The sequence below is a fragment of the Pseudomonas sp. NPDC089547 genome (assembly GCF_050280665.1).
GTDB lineage: Bacteria > Pseudomonadota > Gammaproteobacteria > Pseudomonadales > Pseudomonadaceae > Aquipseudomonas.
In genome coordinates this window covers 24,253-44,215 of sequence record NZ_JBNNVS010000010.1, presented here as the reverse complement: position 1 = coordinate 44,215, position 19,963 = coordinate 24,253, and the positions used below count along the sequence as shown (strand labels likewise).

The following is a 19,963-nucleotide window of genomic DNA, read 5'->3' as shown; positions in this document are numbered from 1 at the left end:
GCATCAATGGCTAAGGTATTCGCAATCGCGAACCAGAAAGGTGGTGTAGGCAAGACCACCACCTGTATCAATCTCGCCGCCTCGCTGGCTGCGACCAAGCGTCGTGTGCTGCTGATCGACCTCGATCCGCAGGGCAACGCCACCATGGGCAGTGGTGTGGACAAGCACGAGCTCGAGCACTCGGTCTACGACCTGTTGATTGGGGAGTGCGACCTGGCTCAGGCCATGCATTACTCCGAGCACGGTGGCTTCCAGTTGCTGCCGGCCAACCGGGACCTGACCGCCGCCGAAGTGGTGCTGCTGGAAATGCAGGTCAAGGAAAGCCGTCTGCGCAACGCCCTGGCACCTATCCGCGAGAACTACGACTACATCCTCATCGACTGCCCGCCGTCGTTGTCGATGCTGACGCTCAACGCCCTGGTCGCTTCCGATGGCGTGATCATCCCCATGCAGTGCGAGTACTACGCACTGGAAGGTCTCAGCGATCTTGTGGATAACATCAAGCGCATCGCTGCCCGGTTGAACCCGGAGCTGAAGATCGAGGGCTTGCTGCGGACCATGTACGATCCGCGGCTGAGCCTGAACAACGATGTTTCGGCGCAGCTGAAGGAGCACTTTGGTCCGCAGCTGTACGACACGGTGATTCCGCGCAATATCCGCCTGGCCGAGGCCCCGAGTTTCGGCATGCCAGCCCTGGCTTACGACAAGCAATCGCGCGGCGCGCTGGCATATCTGGCCCTGGCTGGGGAACTGGTTCGCCGTCAACGCCGTCAATCACGCACTGCACAAACAACTTAAGGAATCCGTATGGCCGTCAAGAAACGGGGTCTCGGACGTGGGTTGGATGCACTGCTCAGTGGTCCTTCCGTCAGCGCGCTCGAAGAGCAGGCTGTAAAGATCGACCAGAAAGAACTGCAACACCTGCCGGTCGAGCTGATCCAGCGCGGCAAATACCAGCCGCGCCGGGACATGGACCCGCAGGCGCTGGAGGAACTCGCGCACTCCATCCGCACTCATGGCGTCATGCAACCGATCGTGGTGCGCCCGATTGGCGACAACCGCTACGAAATCATCGCCGGTGAGCGCCGCTGGCGTGCAACCCAGCAGGCCGGCCTGGACACGATCCCGGCCATGGTCCGTGAAGTGGCCGACGAAGCCGCCATTGCCATGGCGTTGATCGAGAACATCCAGCGCGAAGACCTCAACCCGCTGGAGGAAGCCCTGGCGCTGCAGCGCCTGCAGCAGGAATTCGAGCTCACCCAGCAACAGGTGGCTGACGCCGTGGGCAAGTCGCGGGTAACCGTGGCCAACCTGCTGCGCCTGATCACCCTGCCCGAGGCAATCAAGACCATGCTCGCCCACGGCGACCTGGAGATGGGTCACGCCCGTGCATTGCTCGGTCTTGAAGAAAGCCGACAGGAGGAAGGGGCGCGTCATGTTGTCGCACGCGGCCTCACCGTGCGCCAAACCGAGGCACTGGTGCGTCAGTGGCTCAGCGACAAGCCTGATCCGGTCGAACCGAGCAAACCTGATCCGGATATCGCACGCCTTGAACAGCGGCTCGCAGAGCGCCTGGGCTCGGCTGTTCAGATCCGTCATGGCAACAAGGGCAAAGGCCAGTTGGTTATTCGTTACAACTCGCTTGACGAGTTGCAAGGCGTGCTTGCTCACATCCGCTGAAACAATTCCTGTTGTAGCGCGCAGTCGGAAATCACTACCGAAGAGTTGAATAGGGGTTAAACCACCCCTATACTCTGCGCGCATTTTGTCGGCACAAATTATGCCAAGTCATTACTGACTTGTTGGTCGACTTCCGAGGAGCAGTTGTGATGGAAATCCGCACGCCAAACCGCCTGCCTTTCCATCGCTGGGCGGTTTTTCCGGTACTGCTGGCTCAATTTGTCGTACTGCTGCTGGCAACCTTGGTGTTGTGGCAGTGGAAAGGGGTAGTCAGTGGATACTCAGGCCTTTGCGGAGGTTTGATTGCTTGGCTGCCCAATGTGTATTTCGCCTGGAAGGCTTTTCGCTTCAGCGGAGCTCGGGCGGCACAAGCCATCGTCAAGTCGTTTTACGCGGGCGAGGCAGGCAAGATGATTTTGACGGCAGTGCTTTTTGCACTGACCTTCGCAGGAGTGAAGCCACTGGCGCCGTTAGCAGTATTCGGCGTCTTCGTGCTGACCCTTTTGGTCAGCTGGTTCGCGCCCCTGCTGATGAATAAAAGACTTTCGAGACCTTAGGGCGTTTGAGGCAACCATGGCAGAAGAAACCGCTTCGGGTTATATCCAGCACCACTTGCAGAACCTGACCTATGGTCAATTACCAGACGGCAGCTGGGGCTTCGCCCATTCGGCTGCAGAAGCCAAGGCAATGGGCTTCTGGGCGTTCCACGTGGACACCCTGGGTTGGTCCGTCGCGCTGGGTCTGATCTTCCTGTTCATCTTCCGCATGGCGGCCAAGAAGGCGACTTCCGGCCAACCTGGCGGCTTGCAGAACTTCGTGGAAGTGATGGTCGACTTCGTCCATGGCAGCGTGAAGGACTCCTTCCACGGCCGTAGCCCGGTAATTGCACCACTGGCGCTGACCATTTTCGTCTGGGTATTCCTGATGAACGCCGTCGACCTGGTTCCGGTCGACTGGATTCCTCAGCTGGCCATCCTGATTTCCGGTGACCCGCACATTCCGTTCCGCGCCGTGTCGACCACCGACCCGAACGCGACCCTGGCCATGGCCTTCTGCGTGTTTGCCCTGATCATCTTCTACAGCATCAAGGTCAAGGGCCTGGGCGGCTTCATCGGCGAGCTGACCCTGCACCCGTTCGGCAGCAAGAACATCTTCGTTCAGATCCTGCTGATTCCGGTCAACTTCCTGCTGGAATTCGTCACCCTGATCGCCAAGCCGATCTCGCTGGCACTGCGTCTGTTCGGCAACATGTACGCCGGCGAACTGGTGTTCATCCTGATCGCGGTCATGTTCGGCTCCGGCCTGCTGTGGCTCAGCGGCCTGGGTGTGGTGCTGCAATGGGCGTGGGCTGTGTTCCACATCCTGATCATCACTCTGCAAGCTTTCATCTTCATGATGCTGACCATCGTCTACCTGTCGATGGCGCACGAAGATAACCATTAAGACCGCCTGGCGTGTCTGATAGCCTTCCCCGCCTGTTTGGGGGGAGGGCTTAAAAAGTCCGCAAGGGCATGCTGTACCAAACGATTTGTTTTACCGCTTCAACTTAAAAACCTAACCAATACGACGTAAAAGTCGGGAGGAAAGATGGAAACTGTAGTTGGTCTGACCGCTATCGCTGTTGCTCTGCTGATCGGCCTGGGTGCTCTGGGTACCGCCATTGGTTTCGGCCTGCTGGGCGGCAAATTCCTGGAAGGCGCTGCTCGTCAACCAGAAATGGTTCCGATGCTGCAGGTTAAAATGTTCATCGTTGCCGGTCTGCTCGACGCCGTAACCATGATCGGTGTTGGTATCGCTCTGTTCTTCACCTTCGCGAATCCGTTCGTTGGTCAGATCGCCGGCTAATCACTCGTCACCACGAGTTGATGGCTGTATGAATTAAGACCGAGCGAGGTGTTGGCGTGAACATTAATGCAACCCTGATTGGCCAATCCGTTGCTTTTCTGATTTTTGTACTCTTCTGCATGAAGTATGTATGGCCTCCGGTCATCACTGCCCTGCAAGAGCGCCAAAAGAAGATTGCCGACGGCTTGGACGCTGCCAACCGCGCAGCTCGCGACCTGGAGCTGGCCCAAGAGAAAGCGGGTCAGCAACTGCGTGAAGCTAAAGCCCAGGCAGCCGAAATCATTGAGCAAAGCAAGAAACGCGCTGCTCAGCTTGTCGAGGAAGCCCGTGAACAGGCCCGCGTCGAAGCTGACCGTGTGAAGGCTCAGGCTCTGGCCGAGATCGAACAGGAACTGAACAGTGCTAAAGACGCCCTGCGTGCCCAAGTGGGTGCCCTGGCCGTTGGCGGTGCTGAAAAGATCCTTGGCGCCACAATCGATCAAAACGCGCATGCGGAGCTGGTTAACAAACTGGCCGCTGAAATTTAAGCGAGGGCGATCATGGCAGAACTGACCACGTTGGCCCGACCTTACGCTAAGGCTGCCTTTGAGCATGCCCAGGCCCATCAGCAACTGGCCAATTGGTCAGCCATGCTCGGCCTGGCTGCTGCGGTGTCGCAAGACGACACCATGCAGCGCCTGCTCAAGGCCCCGCGACTGACGAGCGCAGAAAAGGCCGCCACGTTCATTGACGTGTGCGGTGACAAGTTCAATGCACAGGCACAGAATTTCATTCATGTTGCCGCGGAAAACGACCGTCTCCTGCTTCTGCCGGAGATTGCCGCTCTGTTCGACCTGTACAAGGCCGAGCAAGAGAAGTCCGTGGACGTGGAAGTCACCAGTGCCTTCGCGTTGAACCAAGAACAGCAAGACAAACTCGCCAAGGTTCTCAGTGCACGGTTAGGCCAGGAAGTGCGCCTGCACGCGTCGGAGGATGCCAGCCTGATTGGCGGCGTCGTCATCCGCGCTGGTGACCTGGTAATCGATGGCTCTGTTCGCGGCAAAATCGCGAAACTGGCCGAAGCATTGAAATCTTGAGTTTGAAGGGGCAGCAGAGCAATGCAGCAACTCAATCCTTCCGAAATTAGTGAAATCATCAAGGGCCGCATCGACAACCTCGATGTGAGCTCCCAAGCCCGTAACGAAGGTACCGTTGTTTCGGTATCCGACGGTATCGTGCGGATCCACGGTCTGGCCGACGTCATGTACGGCGAAATGATCGAGTTCCCTGGCAGCGTATTCGGCATGGCCCTGAACCTGGAGCAAGACTCCGTAGGTGCAGTGATCCTGGGTGCATACGACACCCTCGCCGAAGGCATGAGCGCCAAGTGCACCGGCCGTATCCTGGAAGTTCCGGTTGGTAAGGAACTGCTGGGTCGCGTCGTTGACGCACTGGGCAACCCGATCGACGGCAAAGGTCCTCTGGGCAACACCCAGACCGACGCAGTTGAGAAAGTAGCTCCAGGCGTGATCTGGCGTAAGTCGGTAGACCAGCCTGTACAGACTGGCTACAAGTCCGTCGACGCCATGATCCCTGTCGGCCGTGGCCAGCGCGAGCTGATCATCGGTGACCGTCAGATCGGCAAGACCGCCATGGCCATCGACGCCATCATCAACCAGAAAGACTCCGGTATTTTCTGTGTTTATGTTGCTGTCGGCCAGAAGCGTTCCACCGTTGCCAACATCGTTCGCAAGCTGGAAGAAGCCGGCGCCCTGGCCAACACCATCGTGGTCGTTGCCAGTGCTTCGGAATCCGCCGCACTGCAGTTCCTGGCGCCATACGCCGGCTGCACCATGGGCGAGTTCTTCCGTGACCGCGGTGAAGATGCCCTGATCGTTTACGATGACCTGTCCAAGCAGGCCGTTGCCTACCGTCAGATCTCCCTGCTGCTGCGCCGTCCACCAGGACGTGAAGCGTACCCAGGCGACGTGTTCTATCTCCACTCCCGTCTGCTGGAGCGTGCATCGCGCGTTTCGGAAGAGTACGTCGAGAAGTTCACCAACGGTGCTGTGACTGGCAAAACCGGTTCCCTGACCGCTCTGCCGATCATCGAAACCCAGGCTGGCGACGTTTCCGCGTTCGTTCCGACCAACGTGATTTCCATCACCGACGGTCAGATCTTCCTGGAATCGGCCATGTTCAACTCGGGCATCCGCCCTGCAGTGAACGCCGGTGTTTCGGTATCCCGCGTAGGTGGTGCCGCTCAGACCAAGATCATCAAGAAGCTGTCCGGTGGTATCCGTACCGCTCTGGCTCAGTACCGTGAACTGGCTGCATTCGCCCAGTTCGCCTCCGATCTGGACGAAGCGACCCGCAAACAGCTGGAGCATGGTCAGCGCGTAACCGAGCTGATGAAGCAGAAGCAGTACGCGCCAATGTCCATCGCGGACATGGCCCTGTCGCTGTATGCCGCTGAGCGTGGCTTCCTGACTGACGTAGAAGTCTCCAAGATCGGTAGCTTCGAGCAAGCACTGATCGCCTTCTTCAACCGTGATCACGCTGAACTGATGGCGAAGATCAACGTGAAGGGTGACTTCAACGACGAAATCGACGCTGGCCTGAAAGCCGGTATCGAGAAGTTCAAGGCCACCCAGACCTGGTAAGCCGCAGCGGGGGCCCAGGCCCCCGCTTGCTAACCTGATAGGTGATACATGGCAGGCGCAAAAGAGATTCGCAGTAAGATTGCGAGCATCAAAAGCACGCAAAAAATTACCAGCGCCATGGAGAAAGTGGCGGTCAGCAAGATGCGCAAGGCACAAATGCGCATGGCTGCTAGCCGTCCTTACGCGGAGCGTATCCGCCAGGTGATCGGACATCTGGCCAACGCCAACCCGGAATACCGCCACCCGTTCATGATCGAGCGCCCTGTAAAGCGCGCCGGTTATATCGTGGTGAGCAGTGACCGTGGTCTGTGCGGTGGCTTGAACACCAACCTGTTCAAGGCCCTGGTCAAGGACATGAGCGCAAACCGCGAACAGGGCGTGGAAATCGACCTGTGCGTGATCGGCAGCAAGGGTGCGACTTTCTTCCGCATCTTTGGCGGCAACGTTGTAGCCGCGATCAGCCACTTGGGCGAAGAGCCATCGATCAACGATCTGATCGGCTCCGTCAAAGTGATGCTGGACGCCTACCTGGACGGCCGTATCGATCGCCTCTCCGTGGTTTCGAACAAGTTCATCAACACCATGACCCAGAAGCCAACGGTCGAGCAATTGGTACCGTTGGTGGCAACCCCGGATCAGGATCTCAAGCATCACTGGGATTACCTGTACGAACCCGACGCAAAAGAGCTGCTGGACGGCTTGATGGTGCGTTACGTGGAGTCGCAGGTATACCAGGCGGTGGTCGAGAACAACGCTGCTGAACAAGCGGCCCGGATGATCGCCATGAAGAACGCCACAGACAACGCCGGTGATTTGATCAAAGAGCTTCAATTGATCTACAACAAGGCGCGTCAGGCTGCGATCACCCAGGAGATCTCGGAAATCGTCGGCGGCGCTGCCGCGGTTTAACGGTTCAAAAATTCAGAGGATCCAGCTATGAGTAGCGGACGTATCGTTCAAATCATCGGCGCCGTCATCGACGTGGAATTCCCACGTGACGTCGTGCCGAGTGTTTACAACGCGCTGAAAGTACAAGGCGCGGAAACCACCCTGGAAGTTCAGCAGCAGCTGGGCGACGGTGTGGTTCGTACCATTGCGATGGGCTCGACCGAAGGCCTGAAGCGCGGTCTGGAAGTCGTTGACTCCGGCGCTGCCATTTCCGTTCCAGTTGGTAAGGCCACCCTGGGCCGTATCATGGACGTACTGGGCAACCCGATCGACGAAGCCGGCCCGATCGGCGAAGAAGAGCGTCGCGGTATCCACCAGCCAGCGCCTTCGTTCGCTGACCAGGCAGGCGGCAACGACCTGCTGGAAACCGGCATCAAGGTTATCGACCTGGTTTGCCCGTTCGCCAAGGGTGGTAAGGTTGGTCTGTTCGGTGGTGCCGGTGTCGGCAAGACCGTAAACATGATGGAACTGATCCGTAACATCGCCATGGAACACAGCGGTTATTCCGTGTTCGCTGGTGTGGGTGAGGTACTGGCGGGTGGGGTGAGGCGTGGCATGTCTGCTCCTTCAATTGCCATTGGCAGGCTGTTTGAAGGGAAAGCACGAACGAGTTTTAAAAATCGACAATGGCATCGAAACTTTTTTTCAGGTTTTACGAGAAGCGAACCCAGTAGCGGGTGCGTGTTTCCATTTTCAGCTTCAGCGCCTGGCCGATGACAAGCAACGTGCGCTCCATATCGTCCAAAGGGAATACACCGGAAACGCGCACGCCGGCCACTGCATCGCTGCATCGTATGAAACCTGTCCGATAGCGCTCCAGTTCACGCAAGGTTCGGTCAAGTCGCCAGCCGTCCACTACCAGAAGGCCATGGCTCCATTCGCTTTCACTCAGGTCAGCGGGCTGTGGTGCAAGCAGTTGGGTGTTGTCAAAGTCCAGGCGCATGCCAGCCTGGACGATGGTTGCCTGGTTGCGGCTGTCGTTACGCACAGCCACCGCATGCTCCAGTACGGTCAGCCGAGTGCGGTCGCTCATTAGCCGGACATTGAAGCGGGTCCCCAAGGCTCGCATGTCACCGTGCGAACTGCGCACATGCAAAGGGCGGGAATCAGCTGCGGTTTCCACGAGGATTTCACCCGCGTGCAACACAATAAGCCGATTTTCGGCGTCGTAGCGAATGTCTGCGGCAGAGGCCGTATTGAGATGAAGCCGAGTACCGTCGGCAAGGGTGAGACTACGACGCTCACCCACGCGGGTGCGCAGGTCTGCAAACCATTCCGGCGCCTGCATGTAACCACCGCCAAGGACGGTTGCCGTCCCCAAGCCAAGCATCAACCCCTTCAGCAGCGCACGCCGCCCCATGGTACTCGCGTCCTGGCTCAGCGTTTGCCGAGCCAGCGCTGCCGGGACGCCTTGCAAGCGGCACTGTAAACGCTCTACCCGCGACCACGCCCACTGGTGCATAGGGTCAAGCCGAAGCCAGTCTTCCAGCTGACGACGTGTGACCAGGCAGTCTGGCAATTCGCCTAATCTGGCATGCCATTGTGCGGCGGCGCGCAAGGCCAAGTGCCGATCGGACAAGCTCATGCTTCTGAGTCCAGCTCGAAAAACAGGCAACGTTCAGTTGCCTTGGCAATGTACTTGGTGACGGAGCTGACCGAAACATTCAAGCGTTCAGCGACCTCTCTGTAGCTGAGGCCGTCCAGTTGAACGAAGAAAAATGCTTGCCGTACCTTGCTGCCCAGGCCATCGAGCATTGTGTCCAGTTGCATCAGTGTTTCCAGGACGATCAGACGGTGCTCGGGCGAACACTCCTGTGATGCCGGCTCGTTGGCCAGGTACTCCAGATACGCTTGCTCCAACTGGCGGCGACGGAGTTGATCGATCATCAACCGCTTGGCCACGGTCGCAAGATAACTCCGAGGCTCTTGAGGAATGCGGGTCAACGCACCGCTGATCAACCGTACGAAGGTGTCGTGAGTGAGGTCTGCTGCACGCTCGTTGTCACCCAGGCGCCTGCGTATCCATCCCGTCAGCCACTGACTGTGATCACGGTAAAGGCTGTGAATGTCGTCGCCAATCGAGGCAGGCGGTTGCGGCCCGTTCGACATCCTTGGCTCCTCGCGATCATCAATGCAGATAAGAATTGATCGCGATTGTAATCAGCCAATGAAATTTTGGAAACAACAAATCCAGAAGGGAGCACTGCCCGCGCGGCGCATCGCGGCCGGCGCAAGCGTGGGCCAGCGTCGCACGTCGTGCGTAGGGTGTCGCCCTGAGCATGATGGCAGCCTTTCAACCCGCCTACCCTGCCCTGTCAAAGGCGTGATCCTTGAAAACCAGCCACCCGATCCCATGGAAGTACCTTGCATGTCTATCGACTTCAGACCCGCTCAAGCCTCGGACGCGCACGATATTGCGCGCTTCTTCCAACTGACATCGGAGGGCATGGCCGATTACATCTGGAGCAAGCTTGCCGCACCTGGCGAAGCATTGCTGAGTGTCGGTGCATCTCGCTATGCCAGGGAACAGGGCGACTTTTCCTACAAGAACTGCCTGATGGCCACGTTCGACGGGCGCGTCATCGGCATGATGCATAGCTACGCCTTGCGCGAAACCGCTGACAGGCCTGTCGAGACAGACCCGGTCCTCGCGCCTTATTCCGACATGGAAATACCTGACACCTTGTACATCTCCAGCCTGGCCCTGGATGAGGCCTGGCGCAGCCAGGGGCTGGGCGCGCAGTTTCTTCGCCACGCCCAGCAGCGCGCCGAGGACGCTGGCCTGGATGGGCTATGCCTGATCGATTATGCAGAAAACCACGGTGCACGCCGCTTCTACGAACGTCACGGTTTTCAGATTGTTAAAACCTGCCAGATCGTTGCGCACCCGATGCTGGGCGTAACCGGTGAAGCCTATTTGATGTATCGCCCTACCCACACTCTGCTCGAGAAAAAACCATGAACAAGAAACTGACCGTGTTCCGCGAACTGAACATCCAACCGGTTCGCGACCTTCCCTTTTTTGAAGAAGTCCTGGAAGGCACACCGCATACGCTGACATCCAGGTTCTATCACGATGAACAGCAAGGTCGCATTTCCGGAGAATGGGAAGCCAGCATCGGCGCGTGGCGCATCGACTACAAAGTCTGGGAGTTCTGCCATGTGCTGAGTGGATGCTGCGTCATCGAGCTTGAAGGTTGTGCCCCTGTCACCCTGGCCGCTGGCGACACGTTCATTATCGAACCGGGCGCCAAGGGCAAATGGACCGTGCTGGAAGACATGAAAAAGAACTTCGTGATCCTCTTGCCCGCGAACTAGGCACGGGTTCGCGTTTCATCGAGCGCAGCGCAAGAGCAGTTTGCAGTTACGGCAATGCCTGATGGGGCTGGTGCCACGGGCTATTACGAGCGCTGCAGACCACCGCCATGGCGCGTGATTGCTGGCACCGCATCAGTAATGCCACAATGCCGCGCCAAGCCTTGCACGCTAAACGATAAGCGCGATTCACGGACCCTCCACTATGCCCAGCCTCCGTAGCTGCTCCAACACACCAGGTCAGCCGCGCAGACATCTGTTGGGTCGGCTGCGTGGGGTACTGTGTTTTGTGCTGTTCTCGGCTCAGGCAGCATGGGCGAGCCCGGTCACCCAGCAGAATGGCGCGCTACAGGTGGTTGATGTACAGCTGCGCTGGAAACACCAGTTTCAGTTCGCGGGCTATTACGCCGCCATCGCACAGGGCTATTACCGCGAAGAAGGCCTGGAGGTGCGCTTACACGAGGGTGGTCCCAATATCACCCCGGTTGAAGAAGTGCTTTCCGGGCGCGCCCAATATGGTGAAGCCAACAGCGAACTGCTTTTCGCACGCCTGCATGGCAAGCCCTTGGTCGCGCTTGCTGTGATTTTTCAGCATTCCCCCTCTGTGCTGCTGGCTCGCACCGACGAAGGGGTACACACCGCGCACGACCTGATCGACAAGCCGGTGATGCTGATGGATGCACAGACCGATGCCGATTTCCTTGCGATGTTCCGCAGCGAGGGTATACCCCTCGAAAAACTGCAACTGCTGCCCAGCAGCTTTCAGGTTGAGGACCTGGCCAATGGCAAAGTGACGGCCTTCAATTCGTACTCGACCAACGAGCCCTTCTACCTGCAACAGCGCGGTGTAGCGTACAACGTCATCTCACCCGTCACTTACGGGATCGACTTCTACAGCGACATCCTGTTCACCACGCAAGCCGAAATTGATGAACATCCACAGCGGGTCGAGGCTTTGCGCCGCGCCACGCTGCGTGGCTGGCGCTACGCGATGGACAACCCCCAGGAAATCATCAATCTGCTGCTCGATGAGTACTCGGTGGAGAAAAGCCGTGCGCACCTGGAGTTCGAAGCTCAAGCCATGCGCCCACTGGTGCAATCCGACTTGATCGAGATCGGGCATATGAACCCGGGGCGCTGGCAACGTATGGCTGAAACGTTCCTCGATCTGGGCATGGTCGACAGCATCGACGGCCTGGAAAACTTCATCTACGACGCCAACCCGCCACAGCTTGTCGAGCGGCTGCGCAAGACGATTGTGCTGATCAGCATTGGCGGCGTGCTTGTGCTGATGTTCACCCTGGTGCTGTTGAACACCCAGCGCCATCTGCGCAACGAGATCAAGTTACGCAAACGCGCTGAAGAGGAAGTCCGCAAACTGGCCTTCCATGACAGCCTGACCGGCTTGCCCAATCGCAACAGTTTCATTCCCTTCGTCGACCAGAAGCTGCTTGGCGCCAAGCGCCGTGGAGAGCATCTGGCCCTGTGCTATATCGACTTGAACAACTTCAAGCAGATCAATGACTGTTTTGGCCACCAGGCGGGCGATGCCGTGCTGGTTCATGTAGCCGCGGCCATCAAATCCCATATTCGCGAGTTCGAAATCGCCGCGCGCATGGGCGGCGATGAATTTGTCCTGCTGCTTGATGGCGCACATCACAAACACGATATCCAGCGCATCACCCAGGAAATCTGCAAGGCTGTCGAGCTGCCCATGCCTTGGAAAGGCAAGCAGATCAAGGTCAGCGCCAGCCTGGGTGTGGCCTGGTATCCGGAAGATGGCGAACAACTCGACGAACTGATGTTCAAGGCCGATACCGCCATGTTCCAAAGCAAAGCCAGTAACGCTGCGCAGGCCTGAGCTGTTTTACGAACAGCGCCTTGGGAAAGACGCTTATGGCGATTGAATGGATAGGCAGCTGCCGGTCGTGATTGACGGCTTTCGACCCATTGCAGACACTGAAAAATTACTGGGTTCGTGAGCACGACTCGCACACTGTGGGAGCGGGCGTGCCCGCGAACACCGGCGCAGCCGGTGCCAGGCTCCGCGTTGGATTCTTCGCGGGCGCGCCCGCTCCCACAGAGTGCGCGTCGCACTTCCGAACCCGTTATCGCTCACCGGCTGCAATGGGTCGAAAGCAGTCACTCTTGCACGCAAGCTTGCGCCCCTTTATCTGGATTAGTTGATACACCCCGGTTTGCCTCACTCCAACACAGGGCGAAGAAAGCTCCGCTCGTAACTAACAATAAATTTCAACTCGCAAGCTTCCGCCACTAAACGCTGACCTTCAGCATCCTGCGCAGCCTCCAGGCGATAGCGCTCGTAGTCGCAAAGGCTGGCGAAACTGAACAGGCAGTAAGCGACGTTATTGGCCCCTTCCGCCGGCAAGAAATACCCGTGATGCTGCCCACCCATACGGGTTACCACCGCAATCCAGGCGCGCGAATAACGTTCGAAGGCATCAACTTGATAGGGGTCGATGATGTATCGGACATGGCAGGTAATCATGAAATCGCTCCTTGATCAGAGTGCCTGATTTTATGGGGTACCTGCGCTTGGTCAAGCGTGACTGATTCCGAATGCTCCAGATCCCAGCCCGCCATGTCCAGATGGCCTTGCAGGTTTGCCGCAAGCACGGTGTGGCGACATGTGCGCCGGTAAACAGCTAAGGCTGCTCGCCCGCCAGGAAGGCTTTGCTGATTTCCCGGAACTGTTCGTGGCTGGCGCTACGCAGCAGTTCGAATACGACCATTTCCCGAGTGACTACCTGAACACCCAACGCCGCCATGCGCTGGAGCGCCGCAAGGTGGTTTTGCGCCGTGCGGCTCGACGTGGCGTCGGCGACCACGAACACCTGCTTGCCGCTGGCCACGAGGTCCAGCGCAGTCTGCAGCACGCACACATGGCTTTCGATACCACAGAGAACGACCTGCCCGCGCTGCATCAGCGATGGTGGCAGGCAGTCGGCGGGTACGCAGGAAAAATGCAACTTTTCCACCACCGGCGCCGAGGCGCAGGCCTCTTTCAACCGTGACAGGGTCGGGCCCAAGCCCTTCGGGTACTGCTCGGAAAACACCACAGGCAGCGCCAGCCTGGTGCAGGCTGCCACCAGCCACTCGATCCGTGCAGTGAGGCGCTCGGCCTCATGCATGGCGCCAATCAGTTTTTCCTGTACATCAACAACCAGCAACGTCGCCTGGCTTGCATCAATCAAAGCACCGCTCATAAAGCACCTACCCTTTTGTTGTTGTCAGTACCGGTCACAGCACCGCGCTGTTGGCCTTCAGCTTCGCAATCTGCCCGGCAGTGTAACCCGCAGCCTGCTCAAAATCGGCCAGGAGAAAAAACACTTGGATTTTGAAGGTGCTTGCAAGAAATAGACTAACAGTCTACGGTAGACATCTATTCCACTTAGGGTTCTGCAAAAATGGCTGTTGACGCCAGTTACCTATTATCGCTTTACAAGGCGATTACCGAAGCTCACCAGGCGCTGCGCCCGCAAGTGAGTGTTACCCCGCTAACCCACAGCGCCCGGCTGTCCGCAATGACCGGGTGCACAGTCTTGCTCAAATGCGAGCACCTTCAGCACACGGGCTCGTTCAAGTTCCGCGGAGCCAGCAACAAACTCCGGCTGCTGCCCGAAGCTCAGCGCAAGCTGGGGGTGATCACTGCTTCATCAGGGAACCACGGGCAAGGCCTGGCGCTTGCCGGGAAAATGCTCGGCGTACCGGTCACGGTCTACACCACCACTTCTGCATCCTCGTACAAGCTGGACGCCATCCGGGCCCTCGGCGCCGCCATCGTCGGCCTGGATACGGATCCGCTGAGCGTCGAGCTTGAAGCTGCCCGTCAGGCTCAGGTCCAGCGCATTCCTTTTGTGTCGCCGTACAATGACCCCGAAGTCATCGCAGGCCAGGGTACGATCGGCATCGAGCTGTTTGAGCAAGCACCGGACCTTGACGCGGTATTCGTCGCCGTTGGCGGTGGCGGGATGATTTCAGGCATCGGTGCAGCGCTTCGCGCACTGAACCCGAACATCGACATCATCGGTTGCTGGCCAGCCAACGCCCCAACCCTGCAGAAATCGCTTGAGGCCGGCGAGATCATAGAAATGCAGGAGAAGGACACGCTGTCCGATGGCACTGCGGGTGGCGTCGAACCTGGCAGTATCACGTTCCCCCTCTGCCAGAGCCTCATCACCCGCACCGTGCTGGTCAGCGAGCAAGCGATCAAGGCAGCGATGCGCGATGTCGCCAGCGCTGAGCGCTGGATCATCGAAGGCGCAGCGGCCGTTGCCGTAGCCGGCATGCAAAAGCTGGCGGGTGAATACCAAGGCAAGCGCGTCGCGGTGGTCATTTGCGGCCGTAACATTGTGCTTGAAAAGTTCCTGGGGGCCGTTCAATGAAGGTCTACAGCAAAGCGCAAATCATCGCTCGGCTTGACCTGGAGCTCGCCGTACGGCGCCTTGAAGAAGGCTTTATCGCTTTCTCGGCGGGCAAGGCCCAGGTGCCCCCGGTTCAAGCATTTGCGTTCACCGAGTCGAATGGCGACTGCTGCGTGAAGTCGGCTTATCTGGAAGGTAGCGACACCTTTACCGTGAAAGTGTCGACGGGTTTCTATGACAACCCGTCAAAAGGCCTGGAAAGCAACGATGGCCTGATGTTGGTGCTGTCTGCCACCACCGGGCAGCCGCTTGCACTGATGCAGGATGAAGGTTGGCTGACGGGTATCCGCACCGCTTTGGCCGGCCGTATTGCTGCACGCTTGCTAGCCCCCAGCAACGTGACCGCCATCGGCATCCTTGGCACGGGCATGCAGGCACGCCTGCAGCTTGAGCAACTGCGCGCCGTCACGCCTTGCAGGAAAGTGGTCGTCTGGGGCCGTGATGAGCCCGGGCTCGATGCGTACAAGGCCTTCGCGACCGGGTTGGGGTATCAGGTGCAAACGACCCGAAACGCGGCGGATGTCGCCCGCGCAGCTAACCTGATCGTCAGCGCAACGCCCTCTCGCGAGCCGCTGCTGATGCGCGAATGGGTACAGCCTGGTACGCATATCACAGCGGTTGGCGCCGACGCTGCGGGCAAACAGGAACTCGACGCAGCGCTCGTCGCCCGGGCAGACCGCATCATCGTCGACTCGCTTCGCCAGTGCAGCCAATACGGCGAAGTTTCACACGCACTCAAGGCCGGTTTGATCAGCGACAGCCAACTGGCGGAACTGGGTGCGCTGCTTGCCGGCCAAGTGCGCGGGCGTGACAACGACCATCAAATCACCTTGGTCGATCTGACGGGTGTAGCTGTTCAGGATGCCCAGATTTCGCGCTGTGCATTGGCCTGCATGGAAGGCTGAGAGACACAAACGTCACCAGCATTACCAACCATGCAGCCTTAATCAGGCTGCTTGGTATCCCCATGAAAAATGGGTATTCATCCTGTTTATGCTGATCTGTAGCGCTATATGGAATATCCTTGCGCCACGCAATCAACTTCGAAGCAGTGAATTGAACGATGGGTTTTGAACAACTAGCCGAGCTACGTGACCGCCTGCGGGCAGAAAAGGTGCAGGAAAAGGCCGATACCGCGAAACAGCCAAAGCGCAAGCCCGCCCCAAAGGCGAAGCCTCGTGAGCAGGATCCGGCGGTGGCAGCGATCTGGCCGTTGCAAAAGCACTTTCCGCTGGCCTTCCCAGTGAACCCGGCGCCCAAGGTGCCGCTCAAGGAAGGTATTTTCAAGGATGCCGAGCAACACCTGGAACTGCTTGGGTTAACCCCTGAACAGCTCAAGCTGGGCATCTCGACCTGGTGCCGGGGCAGCCGATACTGGGCAAGCATGGTAGAAAATGCGCCGCGCCTGGACCTGAATGGCCAACCCGCTGGCACGGTGACCGCCTCTCAGGCGATGTATGCCAAGCAGCAAGCATCGCGCCAGCGCAGCCAGGACCGCCGTAACCGTGAAAAGGCCAAAGCACGTGCTGCGGCGCCGGCCGCCGATAGCGCAGTGGAGCAGGCTACGGACTAAACCAGGTCGCAAGCACCCCGGCCTGGTTTTTTCCGCTTCATGATCCGCTCATTCCGTGGCGTTGAAAGCAGGGTGGTATTCCACCACCCCCGCTGGAAACCCACCACGGAATGAAAGCGCCTGGAAATACGCCTGAGGAACGCCAGGCAGCACCAACCCTGTGTTCGCAATGAAGCCGAAACGGCTGTAGTAAGCAGGGTCGCCAAGCACCACACAGCCGGCTGCACCCTGCTTTTGCAAATCGCTCAACGCAGCCTTCATCAGGGCAGCGCCAACACCCCGGCCTTGCCAGGCAGGCAGCACGGATATGGGCCCAAGCCCGTACCAACCCGCTGCCCCCGTAGACACGGTCACTGGAGAGATCACGACGTGCCCGACGACTTGATCTTCGTCCACCGCTACCAGCGAGACAATCAACTGCCCAGCTTCACGTAGAGCATCGACAATGAATTGCTCGGTGTGACTGGAGTGCTCTGCCTGCTCGAACGCAGCCACAGTCACTGCGGTAATCTGCTTCAGGTCTTCAGCGCGCTCGTCACGGATTTCCAGTTTCATGATGATTTCTCTCAAGAGTCTGGGCCGATCATAACGCGCACTGCGTCGGCAGTGCCTGTCGACAGCAGTTTTGAGCCCAAAACTGCCGCCAACCGGCGACATGGATCAATGAATCGGCATCAAGCCAGGTAGTCCTCAACCCACTTCACCCAACACTCGGCCCCAATCTTCACCAATGCATCGTTGAAGTCGTAGTGTGGGTTGTGCACCGAACACCCATGAAACTCGCCCGTGCCGTTGCCCAGCATGAAGTAGCAGCCAGGCCGTGCCTGCAACATGTAGGCGAAGTCTTCGGTACCCATCACCTTCTTCGGCATCTTGTCCAGCAGCGCCCCATCGGCGAAAAGCGGCCTCAGGCTTTCACGCAGCAGCGCGCTCTCGTGATTGCTGTTGCACAACGCAGGCGCCAGCTGGGTGAACTGCACCTCGATCTGCACGCCAAAGCTTTCGGCGTGCCCCTTCACCAGGGCTTCAATGCGGCTGTTGATCTTCTGCTGGGTCTCGGCCGTGTCGGTGCGCACGCTCAGCAGCATGCAGGCCTCGTCGGGGATGATGTTGTAGACGGTACCGGCCTGGATCATGCCGATGCTGATCACGGCATATTCCTCCACGCTCAGGTTGCGCGACTTGATGGTCTGGATGCCACCGATCAGGCTGTTCAATGCCATCACCGGGTCCACCGAAAGCTCGGGCATCGCACCGTGCCCACCTTTGCCGGTGATACGAATGCTGACGCGCTCGGAGGACGCCATGGTCGGCCCCGCCTGCACCACACAGGTCCCCACCGGCATGCCGGGCATGTTGTGCAGCGCATACACCGAGTCACACGGGAAGCGCTCGAACAGGCCATCGTCGATCATCGCCTTGGCCCCGGCCAAGCCTTCCTCGTCCGGCTGGAAGATCACGTTCAGCGTGCCGTTGAAGTTGCGCGTGGCCGCCAGTTGCGCAGCAGCTGCCAGCAGGATGGCGGTATGCCCGTCATGGCCACAGGCATGCATACGGCCAGGAATTTTGCTGGCATGTTCGAAGGGGTTCTTTTCGCTCATGGGCAAGGCGTCCATGTCGGCACGCAAGCCGATGCTGCGCGGGCTATCCCCCACTTTCAGCACCCCGACCACGCCATGCCCGCCTACGTTACGATGCACTTCATAGCCTGCAGCCTGAAGCTTTGCGGCCACCAGCGCCGCCGTATCGGGCGTGTCGCCGCCAAGTTCTGGCGCGGCGTGGATCTGCCGACGGATCATGACGAACTCATCCAGCTCTGCTGGCGAGCGCCGTGGTTCATTGCTCTGAAAAGTGCCCATGTCACTCGCATCCTTTGTTTTCAGGGAAGTATTTGAGGCAGGCCAGGCTGACAGCGCCCCCGGCCAGCAGGAAGTAGGCCGGCGCCAGCGGGGTGCCCAGTGCGGCAATCAGCCAGGTCGCCACCAGCGGCGAGAAGCCGCCGAAAATCGTTACCCCCAGGCTGTAGCTGACCGAGGTGCCGAAAGAGCGCCGTGCTTTCGGGAAACCCTCCATGATCAGCGCAAAGAACGCTCCGGCACCGATGCAGGTCGGCAAGATCAGCACCGCCACGCACATCATGGCCAGGCCCATGTGCTGCACCTGCCCAAGCAGGTAGAACACCGGCAGCGTCAGTACCACCGGGGCGGCAACCGTCCACCCAAGCAGGCGCTTCCTGAGTTGATACTTGTCGGCGAACTTGCCGGCCAACGGGCAGATGATCGCCATGCAGCCGCTGCTGATACAGGCGATTGCCATCGCGCTGCCCGCCGGGTAATGCAAGGCGGTGGTCAGGTAGGTGGGCATGTAGAACACGAACAGGTACATGCCGATGGTCGAGCTGGCCATCAGGCCAATGCCTTGGGCGATACGTTTGAGCAATTCGGCGTCCAGCCGCTGTTCGGCCTTGTGCGCAGGGGCGGCCTCATGGGTTTCAGGTAAACGCGTGCGGATGTACCAACCGACCGGGCCGATCAGCAGGCCGAAAATGAACGGGATGCGCCACCCCCAGCTTTCCAGCGCAGCAGGGTCGAGCGCCTGGCTGAGGGCAAAGCCGAAGCCGGCCCCGACCAATGCCGCATACCCTTGGCTGGCGGCCTGCCAGCTGACGTTCTGGCAGCGGTTGCCGACCGCACAGGATTCCATCAGGAATACCGACGCGGTACCGACCTCCCCGCCCGCCGACATGCCCTGGATCAGCCGCCCGGCCACCAGCAGCAGCGTTGCGAAGATACCGATCTGTGAATACGTCGGCGCAAAGGCAATCATTGCAGTACCCAAGGTCATCAGCCCGATGGTCAGGCTCAATGCGGCCTTGCGCCCGCGCCGGTCGGCGTAGCGGCCGATGACCATCGCCCCGACCGGGCGCATCAGGAAACCGACGCCAAAGGTGGCCAGTGACATCAGCAACGACGCCATCGCCGAGTCGGAGGGGAAGAAATGCTTGCCGATCAACACAGCGAAGAAGCTGTAGATGGTGAAGTCGTACATTTCCAGCGCGTTGCCCAGCGAGCAGGCAATCAAGGTCTTGCGTGAGGACGATGCCTGCGCGGCTGAGGACGCGCCCGTCTGCATGCGGGTCGGTGCGGGTAGCGGTGTAGTCATTGTTATCTCCGATGGCAAATCGCGGCATGCAGCGAATATCGGCCAATCGGGGGCTCAACACACTTGCAGTTTGGGCATGTGGCTAACCAATGGTTAATTGACCGGGCCGGTCGTTGACCAATTTGCCCTAAGCCGGCGCACAGATTGCCTTGCCCGAGCGCGGCGCCCCAATAACGCTCGGCCCGCAGGCCTTGGCGCATGGCCTTGCGCCGTGGTCAAAGCCTGTCTGGAACAGACGTTTCCGCCAACCCCAAGGGCCCCGCCAGGCCTCGATTAACCAATCGGCATGACATGGCCGAATAAGCAATCACACTGCAACGGGTTGTTCACCGACGCTACAGCCACCACATCAC

Annotated in this window: 22 protein-coding genes and 1 pseudogene; 16 read left to right on the top strand and 7 right to left on the bottom strand. The window is 59.0% G+C overall.

All coding sequences use genetic code 11. The annotated features are described in order from the left end of the window. Window positions 1–6 precede the first annotated feature (6 nt). From ACQKPZ_RS09540 to ACQKPZ_RS09495, 10 genes and pseudogenes are all read left to right on the top strand, one after another. Window positions 7–798, top strand: a complete 792-nt coding sequence (locus ACQKPZ_RS09540) for a ParA family protein (RefSeq protein WP_012274913.1) — start codon at window positions 7–9, stop codon at window positions 796–798. 9 nt (window positions 799–807) lie between these two features. Further along, window positions 808–1,680, top strand: coding sequence for a ParB/RepB/Spo0J family partition protein (locus ACQKPZ_RS09535; RefSeq protein ID WP_427537178.1), 873 nt, complete (start codon window positions 808–810; stop codon window positions 1,678–1,680). 149 nt (window positions 1,681–1,829) lie between these two features. Further along, entirely contained in the window at window positions 1,830–2,237 is a 408-nt protein-coding gene (locus tag ACQKPZ_RS09530; protein ID WP_011536507.1) for a F0F1 ATP synthase subunit I, read from the top strand. A gap of 16 nt (window positions 2,238–2,253) precedes the next feature. Continuing rightward, window positions 2,254–3,123: a F0F1 ATP synthase subunit A gene (gene atpB, locus ACQKPZ_RS09525; RefSeq protein WP_167063655.1), complete on the top strand. Its 870-nt coding sequence runs from the start codon at window positions 2,254–2,256 to the stop codon at window positions 3,121–3,123. Between the two features lie 144 nt (window positions 3,124–3,267). After that, window positions 3,268–3,525 carry a F0F1 ATP synthase subunit C gene (gene atpE, locus ACQKPZ_RS09520; RefSeq protein ID WP_003097235.1) on the top strand — a complete coding sequence of 86 codons (258 nt, stop codon included), beginning with the start codon at window positions 3,268–3,270 and terminating at the stop codon, window positions 3,523–3,525. 56 nt (window positions 3,526–3,581) lie between these two features. Beyond that, a complete protein-coding gene (locus ACQKPZ_RS09515) occupies window positions 3,582–4,052 on the top strand; it encodes a F0F1 ATP synthase subunit B (RefSeq protein WP_003253189.1) in 471 nt (156 codons plus the stop codon). A gap of 12 nt (window positions 4,053–4,064) precedes the next feature. Beyond that, the gene (locus ACQKPZ_RS09510) at window positions 4,065–4,601 is read left to right on the top strand and encodes a F0F1 ATP synthase subunit delta (protein WP_003253191.1); all 537 of its coding nucleotides are present in this window, start codon (window positions 4,065–4,067) and stop codon (window positions 4,599–4,601) included. Between the two features lie 21 nt (window positions 4,602–4,622). After that, a complete protein-coding gene (atpA, locus tag ACQKPZ_RS09505; protein WP_016712768.1) occupies window positions 4,623–6,167 on the top strand; it encodes a F0F1 ATP synthase subunit alpha in 1,545 nt (514 codons plus the stop codon). Window positions 6,168–6,215: 48 nt separating this feature from the next. Beyond that, window positions 6,216–7,076 (top strand): F0F1 ATP synthase subunit gamma, encoded by an 861-nt coding sequence (atpG, locus tag ACQKPZ_RS09500; RefSeq protein WP_003253195.1) that lies wholly within the window; start codon window positions 6,216–6,218, stop codon window positions 7,074–7,076. 27 nt (window positions 7,077–7,103) lie between these two features. Further along, window positions 7,104–7,643 (top strand): annotated as a pseudogene (locus tag ACQKPZ_RS09495) (F0F1 ATP synthase subunit beta); the annotation flags it as partial. A gap of 124 nt (window positions 7,644–7,767) precedes the next feature. On the opposite strand, the gene ACQKPZ_RS09490 reads toward ACQKPZ_RS09495, so the two are convergent. Then, a complete protein-coding gene (locus ACQKPZ_RS09490) occupies window positions 7,768–8,700 on the bottom strand; it encodes a FecR domain-containing protein (RefSeq protein ID WP_427537176.1) in 933 nt (310 codons plus the stop codon). Beyond that, window positions 8,697–9,224: a sigma-70 family RNA polymerase sigma factor gene (locus ACQKPZ_RS09485; RefSeq protein ID WP_427537173.1), complete on the bottom strand. Its 528-nt coding sequence runs from the start codon at window positions 9,222–9,224 to the stop codon at window positions 8,697–8,699. Before ACQKPZ_RS09485 ends, ACQKPZ_RS09490 begins: the two co-directional genes overlap by 4 nt. 259 nt (window positions 9,225–9,483) lie before the next feature. On the opposite strand from ACQKPZ_RS09485, the gene ACQKPZ_RS09480 reads away from it, so the two are divergent. The 3 genes from ACQKPZ_RS09480 (at window position 9,484) to ACQKPZ_RS09470 (ending at window position 12,291) form a co-directional block, all read left to right on the top strand. Further along, window positions 9,484–10,077, top strand: a complete 594-nt coding sequence (locus tag ACQKPZ_RS09480; RefSeq protein WP_427537376.1) for an N-acetyltransferase family protein — start codon at window positions 9,484–9,486, stop codon at window positions 10,075–10,077. Next, window positions 10,074–10,433, top strand: coding sequence for a cupin domain-containing protein (locus ACQKPZ_RS09475; protein ID WP_427537171.1), 360 nt, complete (start codon window positions 10,074–10,076; stop codon window positions 10,431–10,433). Before ACQKPZ_RS09480 ends, ACQKPZ_RS09475 begins: the two co-directional genes overlap by 4 nt. 349 nt (window positions 10,434–10,782) lie before the next feature. Then, window positions 10,783–12,291, top strand: coding sequence for an ABC transporter substrate-binding protein (locus tag ACQKPZ_RS09470; RefSeq protein WP_427537169.1), 1,509 nt, complete (start codon window positions 10,783–10,785; stop codon window positions 12,289–12,291). A 342-nt stretch (window positions 12,292–12,633) separates the two neighbouring features. On the opposite strand, the gene ACQKPZ_RS09465 is transcribed toward ACQKPZ_RS09470, so the two are convergent. Together ACQKPZ_RS09465 and ACQKPZ_RS09460 are read right to left on the bottom strand one after the other, a co-directional pair. After that, on the bottom strand, window positions 12,634–12,939 hold the full coding sequence (locus ACQKPZ_RS09465; protein ID WP_427537167.1) for an NIPSNAP family protein: 306 nt from the start codon (window positions 12,937–12,939) through the stop codon (window positions 12,634–12,636). A 157-nt stretch (window positions 12,940–13,096) separates the two neighbouring features. After that, on the bottom strand, window positions 13,097–13,657 hold the full coding sequence (locus ACQKPZ_RS09460; RefSeq protein ID WP_427537165.1) for a hydrolase: 561 nt from the start codon (window positions 13,655–13,657) through the stop codon (window positions 13,097–13,099). Between the two features lie 201 nt (window positions 13,658–13,858). On the opposite strand from ACQKPZ_RS09460, the gene ACQKPZ_RS09455 reads away from it, so the two are divergent. From ACQKPZ_RS09455 to ACQKPZ_RS09445, 3 genes are all read left to right on the top strand, one after another. Next, window positions 13,859–14,836: a threonine/serine dehydratase gene (locus tag ACQKPZ_RS09455; RefSeq protein ID WP_427537163.1), complete on the top strand. Its 978-nt coding sequence runs from the start codon at window positions 13,859–13,861 to the stop codon at window positions 14,834–14,836. Then, entirely contained in the window at window positions 14,833–15,780 is a 948-nt protein-coding gene (locus ACQKPZ_RS09450; protein WP_427537161.1) for an ornithine cyclodeaminase family protein, read from the top strand. Before ACQKPZ_RS09455 ends, ACQKPZ_RS09450 begins: the two co-directional genes overlap by 4 nt. Before the next feature lie 158 nt (window positions 15,781–15,938). Then, on the top strand, window positions 15,939–16,448 hold the full coding sequence (locus ACQKPZ_RS09445) for a ProQ/FinO family protein (RefSeq protein WP_391136161.1): 510 nt from the start codon (window positions 15,939–15,941) through the stop codon (window positions 16,446–16,448). 48 nt (window positions 16,449–16,496) lie between these two features. Here the strand turns inward: ACQKPZ_RS09445 and ACQKPZ_RS09440 are convergent, their stop codons facing one another. The 3 genes from ACQKPZ_RS09440 to ACQKPZ_RS09430 form a co-directional block, all read right to left on the bottom strand. Next, complete coding sequence (locus ACQKPZ_RS09440) at window positions 16,497–17,003, bottom strand: GNAT family N-acetyltransferase (RefSeq protein WP_391136241.1); 507 nt, start codon at window positions 17,001–17,003, stop codon at window positions 16,497–16,499. A gap of 119 nt (window positions 17,004–17,122) precedes the next feature. Further along, a complete protein-coding gene (locus tag ACQKPZ_RS09435; RefSeq protein WP_427537159.1) occupies window positions 17,123–18,307 on the bottom strand; it encodes a M20 aminoacylase family protein in 1,185 nt (394 codons plus the stop codon). 1 nt (window position 18,308) lies between these two features. After that, window positions 18,309–19,610 (bottom strand): MFS transporter, encoded by a 1,302-nt coding sequence (locus ACQKPZ_RS09430; RefSeq protein ID WP_427537157.1) that lies wholly within the window; start codon window positions 19,608–19,610, stop codon window positions 18,309–18,311. Window positions 19,611–19,963: the final 353 nt, after the last annotated feature.